General features: G+C 41.4%; 19 protein-coding genes and 1 other annotated feature. Of the genes, 5 read left to right on the top strand and 14 right to left on the bottom strand.

What is annotated here, in order from left to right; all coding sequences use genetic code 11:
* Positions 1-24: 24 nt before the first annotated feature.
* The 11 genes from ACZ47Z_RS13465 to ACZ47Z_RS13515 form a co-directional block, all read right to left on the bottom strand.
* Positions 25-711, bottom strand: a complete 687-nt coding sequence (locus ACZ47Z_RS13465) for a response regulator transcription factor (RefSeq protein WP_464525641.1) — start codon at positions 709-711, stop codon at positions 25-27.
* A complete protein-coding gene (locus ACZ47Z_RS13470) occupies positions 696-2,054 on the bottom strand; it encodes an MATE family efflux transporter (RefSeq protein WP_464525642.1) in 1,359 nt (452 codons plus the stop codon). Before ACZ47Z_RS13470 ends, ACZ47Z_RS13465 begins: the two co-directional genes overlap by 16 nt.
* 14 nt (positions 2,055-2,068) lie before the next feature.
* A complete protein-coding gene (locus tag ACZ47Z_RS13475; protein WP_412292172.1) occupies positions 2,069-3,424 on the bottom strand; it encodes an MATE family efflux transporter in 1,356 nt (451 codons plus the stop codon).
* Positions 3,425-3,484: 60 nt separating this feature from the next.
* On the bottom strand, positions 3,485-4,360 hold the full coding sequence (locus tag ACZ47Z_RS13480; protein ID WP_055166567.1) for a YitT family protein: 876 nt from the start codon (positions 4,358-4,360) through the stop codon (positions 3,485-3,487).
* A gap of 268 nt (positions 4,361-4,628) precedes the next feature.
* A complete protein-coding gene (tuf, locus tag ACZ47Z_RS13485) occupies positions 4,629-5,822 on the bottom strand; it encodes an elongation factor Tu (protein WP_020437194.1) in 1,194 nt (397 codons plus the stop codon).
* Between the two features lie 124 nt (positions 5,823-5,946).
* Positions 5,947-8,064: an elongation factor G gene (fusA, locus tag ACZ47Z_RS13490; protein ID WP_464525643.1), complete on the bottom strand. Its 2,118-nt coding sequence runs from the start codon at positions 8,062-8,064 to the stop codon at positions 5,947-5,949.
* 21 nt (positions 8,065-8,085) lie between these two features.
* Positions 8,086-8,556, bottom strand: a complete 471-nt coding sequence (rpsG, locus tag ACZ47Z_RS13495) for a 30S ribosomal protein S7 (protein ID WP_020437196.1) — start codon at positions 8,554-8,556, stop codon at positions 8,086-8,088.
* Positions 8,557-8,767: 211 nt separating this feature from the next.
* A complete protein-coding gene (gene rpsL / locus ACZ47Z_RS13500) occupies positions 8,768-9,187 on the bottom strand; it encodes a 30S ribosomal protein S12 (protein ID WP_004847546.1) in 420 nt (139 codons plus the stop codon).
* A gap of 307 nt (positions 9,188-9,494) precedes the next feature.
* Positions 9,495-10,931 (bottom strand): proline--tRNA ligase, encoded by a 1,437-nt coding sequence (proS, locus tag ACZ47Z_RS13505; protein ID WP_464525644.1) that lies wholly within the window; start codon positions 10,929-10,931, stop codon positions 9,495-9,497.
* Positions 10,932-11,026: 95 nt separating this feature from the next.
* Positions 11,027-11,270: a binding site (T-box leader), on the bottom strand.
* A 49-nt stretch (positions 11,271-11,319) separates the two neighbouring features.
* Complete coding sequence (locus ACZ47Z_RS13510; protein WP_054753125.1) at positions 11,320-12,453, bottom strand: toxic anion resistance protein; 1,134 nt, start codon at positions 12,451-12,453, stop codon at positions 11,320-11,322.
* Between the two features lie 57 nt (positions 12,454-12,510).
* Complete coding sequence (locus ACZ47Z_RS13515; protein ID WP_464525645.1) at positions 12,511-13,767, bottom strand: 5-bromo-4-chloroindolyl phosphate hydrolysis family protein; 1,257 nt, start codon at positions 13,765-13,767, stop codon at positions 12,511-12,513.
* A gap of 114 nt (positions 13,768-13,881) precedes the next feature.
* Here ACZ47Z_RS13515 and ACZ47Z_RS13520 point away from each other — a divergent pair, with 114 nt between their 5' ends.
* Positions 13,882-14,550, top strand: a complete 669-nt coding sequence (locus tag ACZ47Z_RS13520; protein WP_464525646.1) for an RluA family pseudouridine synthase — start codon at positions 13,882-13,884, stop codon at positions 14,548-14,550.
* 124 nt (positions 14,551-14,674) lie between these two features.
* Here ACZ47Z_RS13520 and spoVG read toward each other — a convergent pair whose 3' ends face one another.
* From spoVG to ACZ47Z_RS13535, 3 genes are all read right to left on the bottom strand, one after another.
* Positions 14,675-14,965 (bottom strand): septation regulator SpoVG, encoded by a 291-nt coding sequence (gene spoVG / locus ACZ47Z_RS13525; RefSeq protein ID WP_055147886.1) that lies wholly within the window; start codon positions 14,963-14,965, stop codon positions 14,675-14,677.
* A gap of 77 nt (positions 14,966-15,042) precedes the next feature.
* Positions 15,043-16,161: a glucose-1-phosphate adenylyltransferase subunit GlgD gene (gene glgD / locus ACZ47Z_RS13530; RefSeq protein WP_054753113.1), complete on the bottom strand. Its 1,119-nt coding sequence runs from the start codon at positions 16,159-16,161 to the stop codon at positions 15,043-15,045.
* A complete protein-coding gene (locus tag ACZ47Z_RS13535; protein ID WP_015528671.1) occupies positions 16,158-17,432 on the bottom strand; it encodes a glucose-1-phosphate adenylyltransferase in 1,275 nt (424 codons plus the stop codon). Before ACZ47Z_RS13535 ends, glgD begins: the two co-directional genes overlap by 4 nt.
* Positions 17,433-17,658: 226 nt before the next feature.
* Here ACZ47Z_RS13535 and murC point away from each other — a divergent pair, with 226 nt between their 5' ends.
* From murC to ACZ47Z_RS13555, 4 genes are all read left to right on the top strand, one after another.
* Positions 17,659-19,035, top strand: coding sequence for a UDP-N-acetylmuramate--L-alanine ligase (gene murC, locus ACZ47Z_RS13540; RefSeq protein WP_054753109.1), 1,377 nt, complete (start codon positions 17,659-17,661; stop codon positions 19,033-19,035).
* A gap of 268 nt (positions 19,036-19,303) precedes the next feature.
* On the top strand, positions 19,304-20,422 hold the full coding sequence (locus tag ACZ47Z_RS13545; RefSeq protein WP_464525647.1) for a DnaD domain protein: 1,119 nt from the start codon (positions 19,304-19,306) through the stop codon (positions 20,420-20,422).
* A gap of 60 nt (positions 20,423-20,482) precedes the next feature.
* Complete coding sequence (locus ACZ47Z_RS13550) at positions 20,483-21,469, top strand: ATP-binding protein (RefSeq protein ID WP_020437205.1); 987 nt, start codon at positions 20,483-20,485, stop codon at positions 21,467-21,469.
* Between the two features lie 14 nt (positions 21,470-21,483).
* The gene (locus tag ACZ47Z_RS13555; RefSeq protein ID WP_054753105.1) at positions 21,484-22,668 is read left to right on the top strand and encodes a ribose-phosphate pyrophosphokinase; all 1,185 of its coding nucleotides are present in this window, start codon (positions 21,484-21,486) and stop codon (positions 22,666-22,668) included.
* The last annotated feature ends 321 nt before the right edge of the window (positions 22,669-22,989 follow it).

Genomic DNA, 22,989 nt, shown 5'->3' on the forward strand with positions numbered 1-22,989 from the left:
TAAATAGTAAAAAAAGAGTAAAGATTACGCATGAAGACGATAACCGATTCCCCATACTGTCTCAATGTATTCCTCCGAAGTCACTTGTTTGATCTTCTTGCGGATATTGCTGATATGTACGTCCAATGTCTTCGTCTCACCCATATAAGGTTCGTCCCAGGCATATTCGAAAATATCCTCTTTACTGAAAACCTGTTTTGGATTCCTGAGCAGTAATTCTAAAATCGCAAACTCCTGTTTTGTGATCTTCGGAAGTATCTTTCCATCGATTTCAACCTGAAATGTATCTCTGTTTAATAGCATATCTTTAAATGAAAGCGTATGCTGTTCCTCTGCTTCCTTTTCTTCTTTATGACGGAGTTGTACCTGAACTCTTGCCAGCACTTCCCTGATTTCAAATGGTTTCGTTATATAATCATCCGCTCCGCTCGTTAAAACTTCTACCTTTTCATCCAGGCTGTCTTTTGCAGTCAACACAATAACCTGAAGATTTCCCTTTTTCCGTATTTCCTCCAGAACTGCCTCACCTGGAATTCCGGGCAGCATCAGATCCAGCAGCACGAGTGCATAACTGTGCTCCTGCATATTTAAAAGCAGCTTTGCTTCGGTCCCGGAAAATGCCTGCTCACAAGAATAGCCTTCTTTGGATAATGCCTCCTGAAGCAAGTTATTAATATTTGTATCGTCTTCTACAATTAGTATTTTCTGCATGATATTGCTCCTTTATCTTCCTCAATCGGCCATGATTTTCTGAGTGCTGCATAGGAAATCAGGAAGTTTGCAAGCCATCCGGCCGGTACTGCAAGCCAGACAAATGCAATTCCGAACCGCGGTGCACAAATCAAAGCGACAGACAAACGGATCGCAAGATTTACCATATTCGCAATGAGAAACGGACGCATGATTCCAAGTCCGCGAAGAACACCATCGGTTGCCATCTTAATACCCATAAAGATGAAAAAATATCCGAGCCATCTCATATAATCACCGGATACCTGATACGCTAAAGCTGTTCCATCTTTTCCAAGGAATAAGGAAGAAATCTGGTTGTGCAGTGATTCAATGACCAGAAAAGCAAGGACTGCGAAACATAGATCTAACACCAGTGCCGCATGATAGCCTTTTTTAAGCCGTTCGATTTTCTTTGCACCAAGATTCTGGGATATATACGGCGAAATCGCATTGCCGATGGATACAAAAATCAGTGAAAAAACATTTTCCACTCGCATCGTTGCTGAATAACCTGCGAGTGCCTGTGTACCAAATGGATTTACAACTGCCTGTACGATCATCATACCGATCGACACTGTAGACTGCTGGAGAACTGACGGTATGGCAATTTGAAGCATCGAATATAACTCCTGGCCGTCAAACCATTCAAACTGACATTTATACCGTCTCATTCTATAAAGGAAAATCAGAAATGAAAATACTGCGGAAATCCCCTGTGCAATAAGCGTTGCCAGAGCCGCACCAAACACGCCGAGACCAAGTCCGGCTACCATCCAAAAATCCATAAAAATATTTAATACAGATGAAAAAATCAGAAGAACCAATGGAATTCTGGATTCACCGATAGAAGTAAACATCGTTGAGAGAATGTTGTACATAAACAGAAATGGGAATCCCACAAAATAAACCCGCAGATACAGTACTGCTTCATCCAGTATATCCGCAGGTGTTTGTAATAAACTCATCATTGAATGTGAAAAGCAAAAACCAAAGATTCCAAGTAGTATGCTCAGGACTAAAAAGCTGATCAGCGATGTCGACACAATTGTTTTCATTTTACCATAATCTCTGGCTCCAAAATAACGGCTTACGAGTACACCTGCGCCTACACCGGCGCCCAGAGCTACACAAATGAAAACATTCGTAAGTGCAGCACAGGCACCGACAGCCGCAAGTGCCGAAGAACCAACAAACTGACCGACAATGATCGAATCAGCCATATTATATATCTGCTGAAAAAAACTGCCTAAGATCATAGGCATTGCAAAAACAGTTAACGCTTTCAGGGGCGCATCTGTAATTAGATATTCATCTTTTGACATGATTATACTTCTCCTCAATCAAAATCTCTGGTAATATTTGTAAGCCATTTCTTTCTGAAATAGTGAATAAATACCACGGGCATTTTCTCGAACTCATCTAAAGTCATTACAAAGTAAACCCAGACAGGCGGTAATTTAAAAACATATGCTGCAAGGAAAGTTGCCGGAACTGCAACAAGCCACATAAATATGGAATCTACGATCATTCCAAATCTGGAATCTCCGCCACCTCTGAAACAACCGCATATAAGGCAGGTATTAATCCCTTCTCCCACAAGACGCCAGGTTGTCATAATTATAAAAATGCTAAGATAAGAAAGGGCAGTCTCGGTCAATTTATCCCGATAGAAGTCCAATATCAGAGGACGAATCGCCAGAATAATAACGCATCCGATCAGGCTTACAGCAAGTGTTATCCTAAGCATCCGTTTCCCGTATTCTCCGGCTGTATCAATTTGATCTTTCCCTAACTCCTGGCTGATAATGATAGTCGTAGCGTTGGCAAAACCGCGACAGGCAATAGCACCAATATTTACCACCATAACAGCAACCGCATTTGCGGCAACCATGTCATCTCCGATATGCCCAAGAATTGCTGCAAATGCTGAAGTGGCAAAACTCCAGACAACATCATTTACCACGGCTGGAGTGGCAATTTTCATAAAGTCATGAAACAAAATACCTGATTTCGCAAAGAAGTATTTTATCCGGAATCTGACATCTGAACTGTTTAATGAATAGATGAGACAAATTAATACCTCTGTAATTCTGGCAATCACAGTACCAAGTGCAACACCTGTAACGCCAAGCTTTGGAAATCCAAACAGACCAAAGATAAATGTGGCATTACAAAGTACATTGACACAAAGAGAAACAATGTACGTAATAGAAGGCAGCATTATTTTTCCAATACTTCGAAGAGCGCTCATAAAAACCTGCGAGAACCCCATAAACATAAATGAAAATGAAATCACCTTCAAATACTCACTTCCGGCAGCAATCGTATCCGGACTATTTGTGAAAATCTTCATAACCGTAACCGGCATAGTAAAGGAAATAACGAAAAATATAAGCGAGACGATCAGTGAAATCCGTTCCGCAAGACCGAGAATCCTTTCTACTGTCTTTTTATCCCCTTTTCCCCAGTACTGGGCACACAGAACCGAAGTTCCTGTAGCCATACCGTAATATAAGCAGAACAGAATAAACGTATACTGGTTCGCAAGTGATGAAGCTGACATCGCCGTCTGGCTTACGTATCCAAGCATTACCGTATCGGCAATGTTTACCAATGTTCCAATCAAATTTTGAATCATGATCGGAAAGGCTAATTTTGATGTGTATTTTAAGAAATCTTTTTTATTTAGCATACAACTGTTCTTCCTTAATTCTATAAATGTTTAATCTACAGTACTGTTTTTGCAGCATCATCAGCCTTCCTCTTCTCCGTAATGTTTACTCAAAGAGAAGCCTCTTCCTCGTACCTCTGTAACTCTGCTGATGATCATAAATGCCTCCGGGTCAATCTGTCTGATCAATTTCTCAACTTGTGGAAGTTCTCGATTAGACACAATACTCAATACAATCTGCTTTTGTTCTTGTTTGTAACCGCCTTCCCCATACAGCATCGTCACGCCTCTGTCTACCTGCGCAAGAATTGCCTGACGTACTTCTTCCACCTGTTTGCTGATAATCTTCACTTCCGTCTTGGTATTTCCCATCACTAACACTTTGTCCAGCACTGTCGTGTAGATCATTACCAGTAAAATTCCGTATAAAACGCGTTCCGGAGGATTATATAGAATCTGCGGTAACAGAATCAATATATCAAATACATTCAGACTCACTGACACCGGAATTCGAAAATACTTATTCAAAATCAACGGTGGAATATCCATACCTCCGGTAGAAGCTCCTGTTCGAATTACAATACCAAGTCCAATCCCGATTCCAAGTCCGGCAAAAATCGTATTCAGCATTGGATTATCCGTGATCACCAGATCCCCAAAAATATGATTGGCCGCTTCCAATGCAATTGGATATGTGAAAGAACTGAGAATTGTCGTCAGTGCAAATTTCTTACCAAGAAAAATCACTCCAACTATCAGCATCACAATATTAAATGCTAAGACAAATCCAGAAATTGATGCTCCCGTAAAATGCTTCACTACCAGACCAATACCGGTTGTTCCTCCTGTCATCAGATTCCCCGGTAAAAGAAAAAGTTTGATTACAAAAGCATAGAAAACATTTCCAAAAATGACCTTTGCAACGGTACTTGCCCGCTTTAAATATGCCTTATCCATAAATTCCTCCCATTAGCCATATGATTTTAATTATCCCCAAAAACGTCCGTTAGAGAATCTTCCCTAACAGACGTTTTTCAAAGTATTTCCTAATACAGTGATATTATACTGAGAAATGCGGTCAGTTTCAATAGGATTTTTCAAGGCACAACATATTTAAGATAATACTTTTTTGTATATTTGCGCACTAATAGAAAAGCCCGCAGAACCGAAGTCCTGCGGGCTTTTTTCATTTTAAGTATCGATATTAAATCTATCTAGATATTAATTACTCGATGATTGAAGCAACTGTACCTGATCCTACTGTACGTCCACCTTCACGGATAGCGAAACGAAGACCTTCCTCCATAGCTACTGGATGGATCAGTTCAACTGTCATCTCTACGTTATCTCCAGGCATACACATCTCGATTCCTTCTGGAAGCTCGCAAACACCTGTTACGTCTGTTGTTCTGAAGTAGAACTGTGGACGGTAGTTGTTGAAGAATGGAGTATGACGTCCACCCTCGTCTTTTGTCAGTACGTAAACCTGGCATGTAAATTTCTTATGGCAGCTTACTGTACCTGGTTTGATAAGAACCTGTCCTCTTTCGATTTCTGTTCTCTGAATACCACGAAGAAGTGCTCCGATGTTATCTCCAGCCTGAGCCTCATCAAGAAGCTTACGGAACATCTCGATTCCTGTTACAACAGTCTTCTTAACGTCCTCGTGGATACCAATGATTTCAACTTCGTCAGATACGTGAAGTGTTCCACGCTCTACTCTACCAGTTGCAACTGTTCCACGTCCTGTGATAGAGAATACGTCCTCTACTGGCATAAGGAATGGCTTGTCTGTAGCACGCTCTGGTGTTGGGATCCATGTATCAACAGCGTCCATAAGTTCCATGATCTTGTCTCCCCACTCTCCGTCTGGATCTTCAAGAGCCTTAAGAGCTGATCCCTGGATGATCGGTGTGTCATCTCCTGGGAAGTCATACTCGTTAAGTACTTCACGGATCTCCATCTCTACGAGTTCAAGAAGCTCTTCGTCGTCTACCATGTCACATTTGTTCATGAATACAACGATATATGGTACGTTAACCTGACGGGACAGAAGAATATGCTCTTTAGTCTGAGCCATAACTCCGTCTGTTGCAGCTACAACAAGGATAGCTCCGTCCATCTGAGCTGCTCCTGTGATCATGTTCTTAACGTAGTCAGCATGTCCTGGGCAGTCAACGTGTGCGTAGTGACGGTTAGCTGTCTCATACTCAACGTGTGCTGTAGAGATTGTGATTCCACGCTCTCTTTCTTCTGGAGCCTTATCGATGTTCTCGAAATCTACAGATGCGTTACCTTCTACTCTGTGAGAAAGTACTTTTGTGATAGCAGCTGTAAGAGTTGTTTTACCATGGTCAACGTGTCCGATAGTACCGATATTACAATGCGGTTTTGTTCTTTCAAATTTAGCCTTTGCCATTTTGAATATCCTCCTTAAAAATATAACCCTCAATGGGGCAACCTTGTTTTGGTTTTCTATTTTAAACCTGGCTAAGTTTGATTATATTTCAAACTTAGCCGATTTTCAAGCCTTTTATGATATTTTAGGCATTTTTGTTGGATAATACTTTCTCCTGTACAGACTTCGGTACTGGCTCGTATTTCTCAAAGAACATTGAGTAGTTACCACGTCCCTGTGTTCTGGAACGAAGATCTGTAGAGTATCCAAACATTTCTGACAGAGGAACGTACGCACGTACGATCTTTCCGCCACCGAGATCATCCATACCTTCAATACGTCCACGACGTGAGTTCAGGTCTCCGATGATATCTCCCATATATTCTTCAGGCATTGTAACCTCTACCTTCATGATAGGCTCAAGAAGTACAGGTGCGCCCTGTTTCATAGCATCCTTGAATGCAAGGGAACCAGCGATGTGGAATGCCATCTCACTGGAATCGACTTCATGGTAAGATCCGTCGTATACGTTAGCGTAAACACCAACTACAGGAAATCCTCCAAGGATACCAGACTTCATAGCTTCTTCAATACCTTCACCTACTGCCGGGATGTATTCCTTCGGAATAGCTCCACCAACTACAGTAGACTCGAACTTGTATGTCTCCTCACCGTTGACATCCATTGGCTCGAATTTAACTTTACAGTGTCCATACTGTCCACGTCCACCAAACTGTTTTGCATACTTGCTGTCGATATCAACTGCTTTTGTAATGGACTCTTTGTAAGCAACCTGAGGTGCACCTACGTTAGCCTCTACCTTGAACTCACGAAGAAGTCTGTCTACGATGATCTCAAGATGAAGCTCACCCATACCAGCAATGATTGTCTGTCCAGTTTCTTTATCTGTATGAGCACGGAATGTCGGGTCTTCTTCTGCAAGTTTTGCAAGAGACTCTCCAAGTTTTCCCTGTGAAGCCTTTGTCTTAGGCTCGATAGCGAGCTCAATAACTGGCTCTGGGAATTCCATGGACTCAAGAATTACTGGATGCTGCTCGTCGCAGATTGTATCTCCTGTTGTAGAGAACTTGAATCCGATTGCTGCAGCGATATCTCCTGAATATACTTTATCCAGCTCTTCACGCTTGTTGGCATGCATCTGAAGGATACGTCCAACACGCTCTTTTTTATTTTTAGTAGCATTCAGTACATAAGAACCGGAGTTCATAACACCTGAATACACACGGAAGTAAGCAAGCTTACCTACGAATGGGTCTGTCATGATCTTAAATACGAGAGCAGAGAACGGCTCTTCATCAGAAGAGTGTCTTACTACTTCGTTTCCGTCTTCATCAACACCCTCGATTGCCGGGATGTCTGTTGGAGCCGGCATAAACTCGATGATTGCATCAAGGAGTTTCTGAACACCTTTGTTTCTGTATGCAGTACCGCAGCATACCGGAACAGCTGTACACTCACATGTAGCTTTTCTCAGAACTGCTTTCATTGCATCGATAGAAGGTTCTTCACCCTCAAGGTATTCCATCATAAGGTCATCATCCAGCTCACAGATTTTCTCTACGAGTTCTGTGTGATAAAGCTCAGCTTCATCCTGCATCTCTTCCGGAATATCTGTTACAGTGATGTCTTCCCCCTTCTCATCATTGTAGATGTAGGCCTGCATCTCGAACAGATCGATGATTCCTTTGAATTCGTCTTCTTTTCCGATTGGAAGCTGAAGACAAATAGCGTTCTTTCCAAGTCTTGTCTTGATCTGATCTACAGCATTGTAGAAATCAGCACCAAGGATGTCCATCTTATTGATGAATGCCATACGTGGTACGTTGTATGTGTCTGCCTGACGCCATACGTTTTCTGACTGCGGCTCAACACCACCCTTAGCACAGAATACGCCGACAGCTCCATCAAGTACACGGAGTGAACGCTCAACCTCTACAGTGAAGTCAACGTGTCCCGGAGTATCAATGATATTGATACGATGCTCTAAAGCGCCCGGTTTCACTTTTGTCTTCTCTTCCAATGTCCAATGACATGTTGTAGCGGCTGAAGTAATTGTGATACCTCTTTCCTGCTCCTGTTCCATCCAGTCCATAGTAGCAGTACCTTCGTGAGTATCACCAATCTTATAGTTAACACCGGTATAGTAAAGAATACGCTCTGTCAGTGTAGTCTTACCAGCATCAATATGAGCCATAATACCGATATTTCTGGTTCTCTCTAATGGATATTCTCTTCCAGCCAAGATTTTTTCCTCCTAAAATAATTAGAAACGATAGTGAGCAAACGCCTTGTTTGCTTCTGCCATCTTGTGCATATCTTCTTTTCTCTTAACAGCTCCACCTGTGTTGTTAGCTGCATCAAGAATCTCGTTTGCCAGTCTTTCTTCCTGTGTCTTCTCGCCTCTCTGACGTGAATACATAGTTAACCAGCGAAGTGCGAGTGCCTGTCTTCTGTCAGCTCTAACCTCGATCGGTACCTGGTATGTTGCTCCACCGATACGTCTTGCTTTAACTTCAAGAACTGGCATCATGTTGTTCATAGCCTCTTCAAACACTTCAATAGCCGGCTTCTCAGCCTTAGCTTCTACTCTTTCAAATGCTCCGTATACAATCTTCTGTGCTACGCCTTTCTTACCATCAAGCATGATGTTGTTGATAAGTTTGGTAACAACTTTATTGTTGTATATTGGATCCGCTAATACATCTCTCTTCTGAGTATGTCCTTTACGTGGCACGGTCCTTCCCTCCTTAATCATATTTTCCGGTTTTTCCGGGATTAATTCATCGGTACTCACATGTGTCTTTCTATGAGATCACATTCCATGTGCTCGCAGCCGCGAAATCTATATAGCATCCGCAACCTACGACTAATCATAGTTCTGTTTGTGATACGATTTAACTATTAGTTACACTTATCTAAAATACTATACTGCAATCCGCGACTTCTTATTTAGCGTCTTTCGGTCTCTTAGCACCGTACTTAGAACGAGCCTGTCTTCTCTTAGCAACACCTGCTGTATCAAGTGTTCCACGGATAATGTGGTATCTTGTACCTGGCAGGTCCTTAACTCTTCCTCCACGGATCATAACAACGCTATGCTCCTGAAGGTTGTGTCCTTCACCTGGAATGTAGCTTGTTACTTCGATTCCGTTTGACAGACGAACTCTGGCGATCTTTCTCAGAGCTGAGTTAGGCTTCTTAGGTGTAGCTGTCTTAACTGCTGTACATACACCTCTCTTCTGTGGTGCAGAAACATCAGTTGCACGTTTCTTCAGGGAGTTGTATCCTTTCTGAAGTGCCGGTGCTGTAGATTTCTTCTCAGAAGTCTGACGTCCTTTTCTAACTAACTGGTTAAATGTTGGCATTCTTTTCACCTCCTATGAATTATTCGTTACCTTGGGCTTATGCCTCAAGGGGCTGCGGATAATTAAGTCATTATCCTTATTTGCGCATCAAAAAGACATTGCCTTTTTCCACACGCTCGTTTAGTTTATTACGTTTAGCGCCGAAAGTCAAGGCTTTTTTCGCATTTTCCATATTATTTTTCATACAAAAATAACAGATGGCACTCTCTTTTTTTCTTAAGAAACCATCTGTTATTTGTTATTAAATCAAATTCTTTTTTCTAGCAACTATGAAAGTAAATCTCTTCTTTATTTTCAACGAAATAAATTAGTACGCTTTGCCCCAGTATACCATATGCTTCGCCGGTTTTCCGCAGCATACACATACATCTGAAAGATGTTCTTCCTCTTCCGGAATACATCTAGATGTAGCTCCGCCTGTCTGAGCTTTGATCTCATCTTCACAGGCTTCGTCTCCACACCACATTGCTTTGATGAATCCAAGGTTCTCATTGAACTTCTCATTCATCTCATCCATTGTTGTTGCTTCATTGATATGAGAATCAAGGAATGCTTTTGCTCTTTCGAACATATCATTCTGCATTGTCTCAAGAACTTCAGCAAGTTTTGTTGTAAGCTCATCCAGAGAAACAACGATCTTCTCTCTTGTATCACGGCGTACGATAACTGCCTGATTGTTCTCGATGTCTTTCGGTCCGATCTCGATACGTGTCGGGATTCCAAGGATCTCCTGTCCGCTGAACTTCCATCCAGGTGCTTTGTCAGAATCGTCGATTTTCACTTTGTATCCTGCTGCCTTCAGTGTATCAACAAGTTCATTTGCCTTATCAAGAACACCTTCTTTATGCTGAGCGATCGGAATAATCATTGTCTGCACCGGTGCGATTCTCGGTGGAATAACAAGTCCACTGTCATCTCCGTGTACCATGATCAGCGCACCGATGATTCTTGTAGACAGTCCCCAGGATGTCTCGTATACTTCATGAAGTTCGTTATTCTTATCTGAATACTGAATACCAAATGCACTTGGGAAGGAACTTCCGAAGAAGTGGCTTGTTGCTGACTGGAGTGCTTTTCCGTCATGCATCAGCGCTTCGATTGTATAAGTATCCTGTGCTCCTGCGAATTTCTCACTCTCTGTCTTACGTCCGGAAACTACCGGGATTGCAAGAACATCCTGTGCAAAGTCTCTGTAGACTCTCCACATCTGTTTTGTACGCTCTTCTGCTTCTTCGTATGTTGCATGGATTGTATGTCCTTCCTGCCACAGGAACTCTCTGGAACGAAGGAATGGTCTTGTTGTCTTCTCCCAACGAAGAACGGAACACCACTGATTCCACACCTTAGGAAGATCACGGTAAGACTGAACTGTCTTGCTCCAGACATCACAGAACAGTGTCTCAGATGTAGGACGGATACAGAATCTTTCCTGAAGTTCTTCCAGTCCACCATGTGTTACCCATGCAACTTCCGGTGCAAATCCTTCGATATGATCCTTTTCTTTCTGAAGAAAGCTTTCCGGGATCATAACCGGAAGGTATACATTCTCTACTCCTGTCTCTTTGAAACGTGCATCCAGGTTCTTCTGAATATTCTCCCACAGAGCATATCCGTTCGGAAGGTAGTTCATACATCCTTTAACACCTGAATAATCACACAGTTTTGCTTCACGCACAACGTCTGTATACCACTGAGCAAAATCTTCTTCTCTGGCAGTGATATTCTGTACTAATTTCTTTGCCATTGTTCTTCTCCTTTTTGTTTTTTTGCATTGCTGTCCCCTGACAGCAGTTTGCTTTTACTTTAATATAAAAAAACGCCGGGATATCGCATCCCCACGATAGGGACCGAATATCTCCGGCGGTACCACCCTAATTAATGCAATACATCCATTCTATAATCAAAACCAACACAAATGATCTCTGTATCTGCATTCACTTTCTTCTCCTTTAACGCAGGACCTACGCTGTACTTTCATACAGGGACTCCCGGGCCGGTTCCATACCGTAATGCAAAGGCTCTCACCTGCCGCCTTCTCTCTGAAGCATGCTGCGTATCTACTATTCCCGTTCAACGTCAGTTATCAAATGAAATTCTAACTGATAAAACACCCGCTGTCAAGCCAAAAAGCTTTATCCTCTGATTTCCAGAAGCTTTGCTTTCAATTCATTTTCCATATTGCGAAGTTCCGCCTCCGCTTCCCGGCGTTTTTCTCTTCCTTCTCTCTGAATGTTCATCACTTCATCCAATGTAGAGATCAGTGATTCATTTGTTGCTTTTAATGTCTCGAGATCTGCAATTCCTCTTTCAGACTCTTTTGCAGTCTCAATTGTGGACATTTTTAATGTCTCCGCATTCTTCTTCAACAGTTCATTTGTCATATCCGTCACCTGTCTCTGTGCTGCCGCCGCCTGTGAAGAATGTTCTACTCCAAGTGCGAGAAGCATCTGACTCTTCCACAACGGAATCGTATTCACGATTGTAGACTGGATCTTCTCTACCATCTGTGTATCATTATTCTGAACCAGTCGGATCTGTGGTGCGGTCTGGATGGAGATCATTCTCGTCAGTTCAAGATCATGTAACTTCTTTTCAAAACGGTTGCACATCGAATCCAGATCTTTTGCTGCCTGCGCATCTTCCGGGAGGCCGCTTATCTGAGCTTTGCTCATCAATTCAGCAAGCTGTGTGCTTCTTACTTCTTCCAGTTTTTTCTTTCCTGCAAGAATGTACATAGAAAGCTCTTTAAAATAAGTAAGATTCAGATCATACATCTTATCGAGTATCGCAACATCTTTTAAAAGCTGCACCTGATGGTTGTCCAGTGCTTTCACGATCTGATTCACATTTTCTTCGGCTTTCGAATACTTTGCTTTCATAGATTCAACTTTATTCGATGCTTTCTTAAATATTCCAAGAAATCCTTTGCTCTCTTCTTCATCAAAGCTCTTCAGTTCAGTTACAACATTCGTAAGCAGTGTACCAACTTCTCCCAGATCCTTTGACTTCACATTTTCCAAAGCACTTTCTGAGAAATCTGCCATCTTTTTCTGTGTACCTGCGCCATACTGAAGAATCATAGAAGAATTCGTCAGATCGATCTGCTGTGCAAATGCATCTACCATCCTGCGCTCTTCTTCTGTCAGGATCGTATCATCCAGCTTCGGTTCTTCCGGCTGCACCGCCGGTTTCTTTTCTTCTTCCGCTTGAAACGGTTCCAGTGTCAGTGTCGGCACTGTACTTACATCCTTGAATGCATCACTCATAGTAATCCTCCATTTCTGTTTGTAACTGTTTTGATTCATTGTCTGTTTGGGATATCATTATTTCTTCAGCCCGTCTTCTGTCAGACCTTCCTGCGCAAGCATTGTATGAAGTACTGAAATATCTGAAGATACATCCCATGCTGTATCCTGGAACAGGCTGTCCAGTAATTTCTCAAATGCAATATTCAATGTATCTATCGTATCTTCAATCTCTTTCTTGGAAGAAATGATATTTTCTCCCTGTACTGGCTGGGCATCCAGCTCTTCATACGCTTCAAGAAGTTTCATCGTTGTCGGAAGATAATAATCCATCATTCTTCGCATATCATTCACAGAATCCGGATTCTGCTCCACGCGGTCAAAAATACGATCCACGAGCAGTTCCATGCGGGAAATCTTTGCCGAAATCACTTCTCCCGGAATTGCGTCATTCGCTGCCTTGATCCTTCTCACATATTCATCTCCTGCCTGTACGATCTTCTGTACTTCCGGTGAAAGTCTGTCATACTCTTCCCGCATCTTTTTCTGAGCAGCCTGCTCCTCTGCCTTACGCTGTTTCATGTCTTCCATAAGAGCTGTATACTGATTCCATGCATGTTCACTGACCATCAGGCAGGATTCTTTCTCATCCAGATGTCCCTGACAGAACCAGCCTTTTGTAATCATTTTTTTCACATCTTTCAGAACCTTTCTGACATCTCGTCCTGTCGCAGAAGCAATTTCCTTAATATCACAAAATTCCCGGTCTCTCAGAACAGATACATATTGGCGAAACCTTCCCACCGTACGTACCATATCTACTCCTACATAAGTCATCACTGCAAAAGATATAAAAGCAACTGCAAAAATTCCAATGATCAGACCACTGACTACATCAAACGCTGTGATCACACTTCCAATCAAAGTGATGATAAGGAAAATAACAGAAGTCAATCCAAATACAGCTCCTGTCGCTGCCAGAAAAGTCCCGCCGATCTTTACCGAAGTTCCTTTGAGATATCTTGGACTCACCGGTACCGGACGATTCTGACTATAATTTCTCATTTCCGACATCTTCGATCCTTGATTCGGACGATACCCCTGGTTTTCTGCACCTGATCTGCTTCCGGCATTCTTTTTATCTCCATATAATGGCTGTCCGGTCTTCGGATCTCTGTACCAGCCACCGTTTTTAATCCCTGCCGAGACGCAGTCCATCGCATGGTTCACCGTATCAGACACCATCTGGTTCAATCTGCTGTAATCCTTTGTATCAATTGCATCCTGTATTGTCTGCTTTATCTCTTCTCCAAAATGTTCCCAGTCATTATTCATTGATGTTCTCCTTAAAAGCTTGACCTGATTCGTTTACATCATGTATCATTATAACATTATTAATTCTCAGTTTAGACGCAACTTTAGCGATTGTCAAGAAAGAAGGATACAACTATGATTTCATCACTTACCCCTGAAATAATATATGAGGACAAGGATATTATCGTCTGTCATAAACCTGCTGGAGTTCCTACCCAGAGCAGCCGCATTGGCACAAAAGATATGGTCAGTATTTTAAAAAATCATCTGATAAAAAATACTGCTAAAAAAACCGCTTCACGCAAACCTTATCTTGCTGTCATCCATCGGCTGGACCAACCGGTAGAAGGACTTCTTGTTTTTGCAAAAACGCCTGCTGCCGCAAAGGAACTTTCCCGCCAGCTTACCACATCTGGTTTTGGGAAATATTACCGTGCACAGGCTTTAGGCATTTTCGAACACAACGAAGGAACTCTGGAAGACTATCTTGTAAAAGACGGACGAACCAACACCTCCCGTGTCTGTGAAGAAAATGTGCCTGATGCAAAGTATGCACGACTTCATTATAAAGTAATCCATACAGATACACTTCCTTCTGGTGAACCTTTTTCCCAACTGGAAATTCATCTGGATACCGGGCGTCATCATCAGATCCGCGTGCAGTTTGCACATGCCGGACACCCTCTGATCGGGGATCGGAAATATGGCACTGCCGCATGCACTTCACGACAGTTAATGCTTTGTGCCTGTCGACTGGAATTCACACATCCGACAACCGGTGAAAAAATGGTTTTTCATTTATAAGACAAAAAGGAAAAGTGCAGTGATCGGGCAATCACTGCACTTTTCCTTTCGCCTGTTTCCTATCTATTGTATTAGCCCTGCCTTTACCTGTCATTTATCCAAATAAGAGCAGCACCACAATACCCTACATCTCGTCAACAACCAACGGCTCCGGCTCTTCTTCAAGTGCCTGCTGATATCTTGCAAGAATTGTTGACTGAATTCGTTCTCTTGTTCCTGAATTGATCGGATGTGCGATATCACGATACTCACCATCTAATGCTTTTTTACTTGGCATTGCAATGAAAAGCCCCTTTTCACCTTCGATCACTTTGATATCATGAACAACAAACTCCTCATCAATTGTGATAGATACTACTGCTTTTAACTTTCCCTCTTTCGCAACTTTACGTACACGTACATCTGTAATCTGCATATTACAGTTCCCCTTTCTCTTTTGCATTATCACGGAATATGAACACCCTTTTTCAGGGTTTTTTTGCTTATCTTGGCTTATAATGCATATCTTTCATTCTTTTCAATAACTATTTTAATTCCGTCTTCCCCTACATGTCTTGTATTCGCACGGATCGTATCCCTGCTCTCTACAATACAGTTCTCAATGTATGTATTATCTCCAAGATATACATCATTCAATATGATAGAGTTCTTAATCACGCAATTATTTCCAACAAATACTTTCTTGAAAATAACTGAGTTCTCTATCGTTCCATTAATAATACTTCCACTTCCAACCAGACTGTTCTTCACGATCGCACCCGGATTATATTTTGCCGGTGGCTGATCACTCACCTTAGAATATACACTTGGCAGATCCTTGAAGAAATATTTTCTCACTTCCGGTTTCAGGAAATCCATATTCGTCTTGTAATATGCATCTACTGTTGAAATATTATTCCAATAGCTTTCAATCTTATAACCATAAATCTTCTTTACATTCTTATAACGGATCAGGATATCATTTACGAAATCATGTCTCTCTTCTTCCGCACATTGTTCTACAAGATCGATCAGCAGTCTTCTGCGGATCACATAAATTCCTGTAGAGATTGTCTGTGATCTTGCAATCATCGGTTTTTCTTCAAATTCTTCGATTCTGCAAGATTCATTCATCTTAATGGTTCCGAATCTTGTCGCATCTTCTCCTGCTCCAAGTTCTTTACAAACAACAGTGATATCTGCTTTCTTCGCAATATGATATTCCAGCACTTTATTATAATCCATCTTATAGACTGCATCACCTGATGTAATGATTACATAAGGTTCATGACATCTTCTCAGGAAATCCAGATTCTGATAAATCGCATCTGCTGTTCCTCTGTACCAGTAACCATTATCATCTGTGATCGTAGGTGTGAATACATATAATCCACCTTGTTTTCTTCCGAAATCCCACCATTTGGAAGAATTCAGATGCTCATTCAAAGAACGGGCATTGTACTGTGTCAGCACAGCAACTTTCTGGATATGAGAGTTTGTCATATTACTTAATGTAAAGTCAATTGCGCGATAGCTTCCGGCAACCGGCATTGCTGCTGCCGCACGTCTTGAAGTCAGCTCTTTCATCTTTCTGCTGTTACCGCCGGCTAAAATAATTCCTACTGCTCTCATACTCTGTCACCTGCCTTTATCAATGTCTCACCGCTTGCAAGTACTCCATCTATGTAATCCTCGGATGATGTCACTCCACTGATGGCGGTATTCTTTCCAATCTGTACTCCTCCCGGAATCACTGAATTCTCTCCGATCGTAGCCAGTCCACCGCTGTAAATATTCGGTTTCATCTTATTCGGGACTTCACTTCCGATTCCGATAGAAACATCATTTCCAATTACCGTGTCTTCTGCTATGATTGCTTTCTCGATCACGCAGTTTTCTCCGATCGTAACTCCCTGCATAATAATTGAGTCACGGACTACGCTGCCTTTTCCTACAGTAACACTTCCTCCAATAACAGAACTGTGGACTTCTCCGTAAATTTCTGTTCCGTTTGCAATGATACATCTGTCTACAACAGCATTCTCTGCAATATACTGTGGAGGAATATTCGCACTGTTCGTATAGATCTTCCAGAATTCTTCATAAAGATTAAACTCCGGAATGATATCGATCAGTTCCATATTCGCTTCCCAATAAGAGCTGAGTGTTCCAACATCTTTCCAGTATCCGTTGTACTCATATGCAAACAGCCTGTCCCCTTTTTCATGACAATATGGAATAATGTGTTTTCCGAAATCACAGTTTGGCTGGTCTTTCAGCTTAATAAGTGCCTCTTTGAGAACCGGCCAGCTGAAGATATAGATTCCCATCGATGCCAGATTACTGCTTGGCTTCTCAGGCTTCTCTTCGAATTCTTTGATCCTGCTGTCCTGATCTGTCACTACAATTCCGAAACGGCTTGCTTCTTCCATCGGCACCGGCATTGCTGCAATTGTCACATCAGCATTGTTTGCCTTGTGGAAATCAAGCATCACTTCATAATCCATCTTATAGATATGATCTCCTGAAAGAATCAGTACATAGTCCGGATTATAAGTCTCTATGTAATTCAGATTCTGATAAATGGCATTCGCTGTTCCTGTATACCACTCACTGTTTGTACTCTTCTCATATGGTGGGAGAACTGATACACCTCCAACGTTGCGATCCAGATCCCACGGAATTCCAATTCCAATATGTGTATTCAGGCGAAGCGGCTGATACTGTGTCAGTACACCAACCGTATCGATTCCCGAGTTAATACAGTTGCTAAGCGGGAAATCAATAATACGGTACTTTCCACCAAAAGCAACTGCTGGTTTTGCAACTTTTGATGTAAGTACTCCAAGTCGACTGCCCTGTCCACCCGCCAGCAGCATGGCAATCATTTCCTTCTTATACATTACGTCACCTCATTTCAAGTAAGCTAGAATCATTATACCATATATTTAGAAATAACAAACATATTTTACAATTTTTTTCATACTTTTTTCTCCTTTTTATCAATTTCTACCAAAAAGATCTTCTTTCTTTTTTTTCGATATATAGTATAATATAAACGATATAGAAGATTTATGACTAAAATCACAAGTTATTTTATAAAATCTATTAAAGAAAGGGCGTATCTCAATGTATAAAATCAATTTTGAAAAGCCGATACATATTCATTTTATTGGAATTGGCGGAATCAGTATGAGCGGTCTTGCTGAGATTCTTCTGGAAGAAGGATTTACTGTATCCGGTTCAGATTCAAAGGAGTCTCCGCTTACAAAGAAGCTGGAGTCTGAAGGTGCCATCATCCATTACGGACAGTGTGCCGAGAACATTTCTGACGGAATTGACTGTGTTGTATACACTGCTGCGATCAATAAAGCTAATCCAGAGCTTATGGAAGCTGTTGCCCGCAAGATTCCAATGCTTACACGCGCAGAGCTGCTTGGACAGCTGATGAAAAATTACAAGACACCGATCGCTGTATCCGGTACTCATGGAAAAACTACTACTACATCCATGATCTCTCATATTTTACTTGCAGCCGATCTGGATCCTACAATTTCTGTCGGCGGTATTCTCAAGGCAATCGGTGGTAACATCCGCGTTGGAAAATCCGAGACTTTTATCACAGAAGCCTGTGAGTATACAAACAGTTTCCTTCATTTTTATCCGAAGATCAGTGTCATCCTCAATATTGAGGAAGATCATCTGGACTTCTTCAAGGATCTTGAAGACATCAGACATTCTTTCCATCAGTTTGCAGCACTTCTTCCTTCTGATGGAACTTTGATCATCAATGGTGATATCGACAATTATCAGGAGATTTATGATAGTCTTGACTGCAATGTGATCACTTATGGTTCTTCTGATATGCTTGACTACAGTGCTTCTAACATCACTTATGATGAAAAAGGGCTTGTTGCATTTGATCTTATAAAGAACGGAAAAGTGGTTGACCATATCCAGCTTTCTGTAACAGGTGATCATAATGTATCAAATGCACTTGCATCTATTGCTACTGCTGAACTGCTTCAGATTCCAATGGAAACAATTAAAAAAGGAATTCTTTCTTTCAGTGGAACAGACCGTCGTTTCGAATACAAGGGAACATTTAACGGTGTAACTGTTGTCGATGATTATGCACATCATCCGACAGAGATTGCCGCTACTCTGAAGGCTGCACAGCATTACCCACACAATCAGGTATGGTGTGTCTTCCAACCACATACTTATACGAGAACAAAGGCTTTCTTCCATGAATTTGCAGAAGCTCTTTCTCACACGGATCATCTGGTGCTTGCAGATATCTATGCAGCTCGTGAGACAGATACTCTCGGAGTTTCTTCTGCCGGTCTTGCAGAGGAAGCACGTAAACTTGGAACAGATGCACATTACCTTCCAAGTTTTGAAGAAATAGAAGCTTTCCTTAAAGAAAACTGCAAATCCGGAGATCTCCTGATCACAATGGGAGCCGGAGATGTTGTCAAAATCGGCGAAGACATTTTAAAATAAGGCTTTCTCAATAACTTTGCTAAACTATTCTGTGGAAAAGTTCACATAGATATCCACATGCATGTGAACTTTTCCACACTTTATCCACATTTTCTCCACATAGTTATCTACAAAAAAGTCCTAGTTACCCACTCGAAAATTCTTTTTAAGATTCTCATATGATGTTATAATATTCACACTAAAGAGAAGAAGATATAGATTTCAGGTTGCCCCTCATCAGACAGAGCAAGTGGCAATTGGTTAATACATAGAGAAAGCAGGATAAGTTATGAAGACTTTGGTTTTAAAGAATAATTTTCAGATGAATATGACAATGCTGCCGAACAGCTTTGTAGATCATTATATGGCGAATGCGAACGGAGAGTTTGTAAAAGTATACCTTTTTCTTCTCCGCCATGTTGAGGATGCTGCATCTTCTCTGAGCATCTCCATGATCGCAGATTATCTGAATAATACAGAGAACGATGTTCTTCGCGCTTTCCGTTACTGGGAATCTGTCGGTCTTCTCAGACTTGGACACGGACCGGACGGTGGAATCACTGCCGTTGAATTTCTTCGCGATGAAGAAGAGAATACTTGTAGAGATACAACTGATTTTTCCGGCTGTACATCAGGCTATCCACAGGATTCAATTCCAACTCAAACTCCGGTAGCTCCGGTAACAGAGTTCCGCTCAGAAGCTGTTTCTGCACCGGTAGAAAGCAGTATCCAGACCCCTGTTTCCAATGCGGTTCCTCTTGATACATTCCGTGCCCAGAAGGAGATCAAGTCTCTCCTGTTTATCACAGAACAGTACCTTGGCAAGACACTGACGCATACGGATGTCGACACAATTACTTATTTCTATGATACGCTGCATATGTCTGCTGATTTGATTGAATATCTGATTGAATCCTGTGTAGAGAACGGACATAAGAGTATGCATTATATCCAGAAGGTTGCCATTTCCTGGGTAGAGAACGGAGTTGAAACTATATCACAGGCAAAAGAACAGGCTGCTGCATACAGCCGTAACTGCTACACGGTTTTGAATGCATTCGGCATTAAGAACAGAGGACCTGCCTCTTCCGAACTGGAATATATTAATAAATGGGCTGATACTTATGGATTTTCCGCTGACATCATTCAGGAAGCCTGCCGCAGAACAATCTCTGCCACACATCAGCCAAGTTTTGAATATGCTGACTCCATTCTCACAAAATGGTATGAATGCAATATTCATCATCTGACTGATATCAATGCCTTGGATCATGAATTCCAGAAAGAACGTTCCTTACATAGAAGTCCTGTCACAAAACCAAAGAATGTCACAAGAAATCTGAATAATTTTGAGAGACGTTCCTACGACATGGATTCTCTGGAAGAGCAACTTTTAAAGAGCAACTAATGAAAAAACAATAGTTTAGAAGATCAATTATATTTAAGAGAATTTAAAAGGAGTCTTTACATGGGATTAAAAAATTCACAGTACCATGCAATCATGCGTAAATATGAGCAGAAACAATTACATAGCCATGACATTCAGATGGCCCGGTATGAAGAAGTCTATAAAAAGCTCCCTGAATTCAAAACACTTGATGACTCCATTGCCTCACTGTCTATTCAGCATGGAAAGAAACTACTTGATGGAGATACCAGTGCAGTTGATGCTTTAAAGAAAGATCTTGCAGAATTACGTAATCGTAAGATTCATCTGCTCAAATCAGCCGGCTTCCCAGAAGATTATCTGGAGCCGGTTTACGACTGTCCGGATTGTAAAGACACCGGATACATTGGTAACAAAAAATGCCATTGTTTCAAAAAAGCGATCATTGGATTGCTTTATGACCAGTCAAATATTAAAAAATTCCCTGTAGAAGCAGATTTTAGCAATTTCAGACTTGACTATTATCCGGTTTCACATTACGATAAGAAAACGGGACGTTCTTCTCGTTCCATGATGGAAGATACTTTGCGCATCTGCCATCATTTTATCGACAGCTTTGGTACAGAGTTTAACAATCTCTTTTTCTATGGAGATGTCGGTGTTGGGAAAACTTTTCTCTCCACCTGTATCGCAAAAGAGATTATGAACAGAGAATATTCTGTTTTGTATTTTTCTGCTCCACAGCTTTTTAATACTCTTGCCAAGAATGCATTTGACAAAAATGACATTGATGCACATAACATGTGTGAATACATTTTTGACTGTGATCTGCTTATTATTGATGATCTTGGTACAGAGTACACAAACGCCTTTATTGCATCACAGTTTTTTACTTGCATCAATGAAAGGCTGCTGCATAGGAAATCAACGATTATTTCAACAAACCTTTCTTTGGAGTCGCTCGCTGATCTTTATACTGAGCGTTCTTTCTCCAGAATTACAAGCAGATATAGTCTGTTGAAAATAGTCGGTGATGATATACGTATTAAAAAGAAGTTAGAACATTAGGAGGATTATGACTCATGTTAAGTCGTTCAGAACGTATCTTGGAGAACATACCAGTAGGAAGCCTTGGAATCATTCCTTTACTTGGCTGTGAAGAGCTTGGAAATAAGGTAAATGATTACCTTGTTAAATGGCGCCGCGAAAGCGCTCACGAGCACAAGAATGATGTTGCTTTCTCCGGATATGAGAAAGAGAATTATCTGATCAATGCCAGCGTACCGCGTTTCGGTTCTGGTGAAGCCAAAGGTATCCTTGGAGAATCCGTACGTGGAAAGGATATATACCTGATGGTCGATGTATGTAATTATAATGTTACTTACTCTCTGACAGGAAACACAAACCATATGTCACCGGATGACCATTTCCAGAACTTAAAGAGAATCATTGCTGCTGTAGGTGGTAAGGGACGCCGTATTAACGTTATTATGCCATTCCTTTATGAAAGCCGTCAGCATAAGAGAACTTCCCGTGAATCTCTTGACTGCGCACTTGCACTTCAGGAGCTTGTCCGTATGGGAGTTGACAATATTATCACTTTTGATGCTCATGACCCTCGTGTATCAAATGCGATTCCGCTGAGTGGATTTGAGACAATCTCACCAACTTATCAGTTCATCAAAGGTCTTCTTCGCAATGTAAAGGATCTTCAGATCGACAGTGAACATATGATGGCGATCAGTCCGGATGAAGGTGGTACAAACCGTGCTGTATATCTTGCAAACGTTCTTGGTCTGGATATGGGTATGTTCTACAAACGCCGTGATTACACTCAGATTGTAAACGGACGTAACCCTATCGTTGCTCATGAGTTCCTTGGAAGCTCTGTAGAGGGCAAAGATGTAATTATTATTGATGATATGATTTCTTCCGGAGACAGTATCATTGAAGTTGCTACAGAATTAAAGAGACGTAAAGCAAAACGTATCTTTGCCGCTGCTACTTTTGGTCTGTTTACTAACGGAATGGAGAAATTTGACAAAGCTTATGAAGAAGGTATTATTGATGGTATCCTGACAACAAACCTCATCTATCAGACACCAAACCTTCTTTCAAAACCATATTATATCAACTGTGATATGAGCAAGTACATTGCTCTGATCATTGATACTCTGAATCATGACGGATCACTGAGCGAGATTCTCAGTCCGAATGAGCGTATCCAGAATGTACTTCAGAAATATAAAAATGGAGAGACTATCTAAATATAAATTTAGCGTAGAAATCATTTTACTGATATACGGACGAAAACAGAAAATATTATTTTAGAAAGTCGATTGTTAGAAGATGGGTATAGGAACGCCGACTCAAGGTTACGCATACTGTTCATACTAGAAAAAACAACAGACTGCTAAAAGCAAAGAAAGGATTGACAAACTCGCTGCCGCTCAGACAGCTGTCAATCCTTTCTTTAACGCAATCTATTGTTTTTCAAGTATGAGCAAGCATGCTCCACATTCGTCTGCGTCCCTATACCCATCTTCTAACATAAAGCTCCGCGAAGCTCATATTTTCTGTTTTCTGTT

It is taken from the genome of Mediterraneibacter faecis (assembly GCF_055383675.1).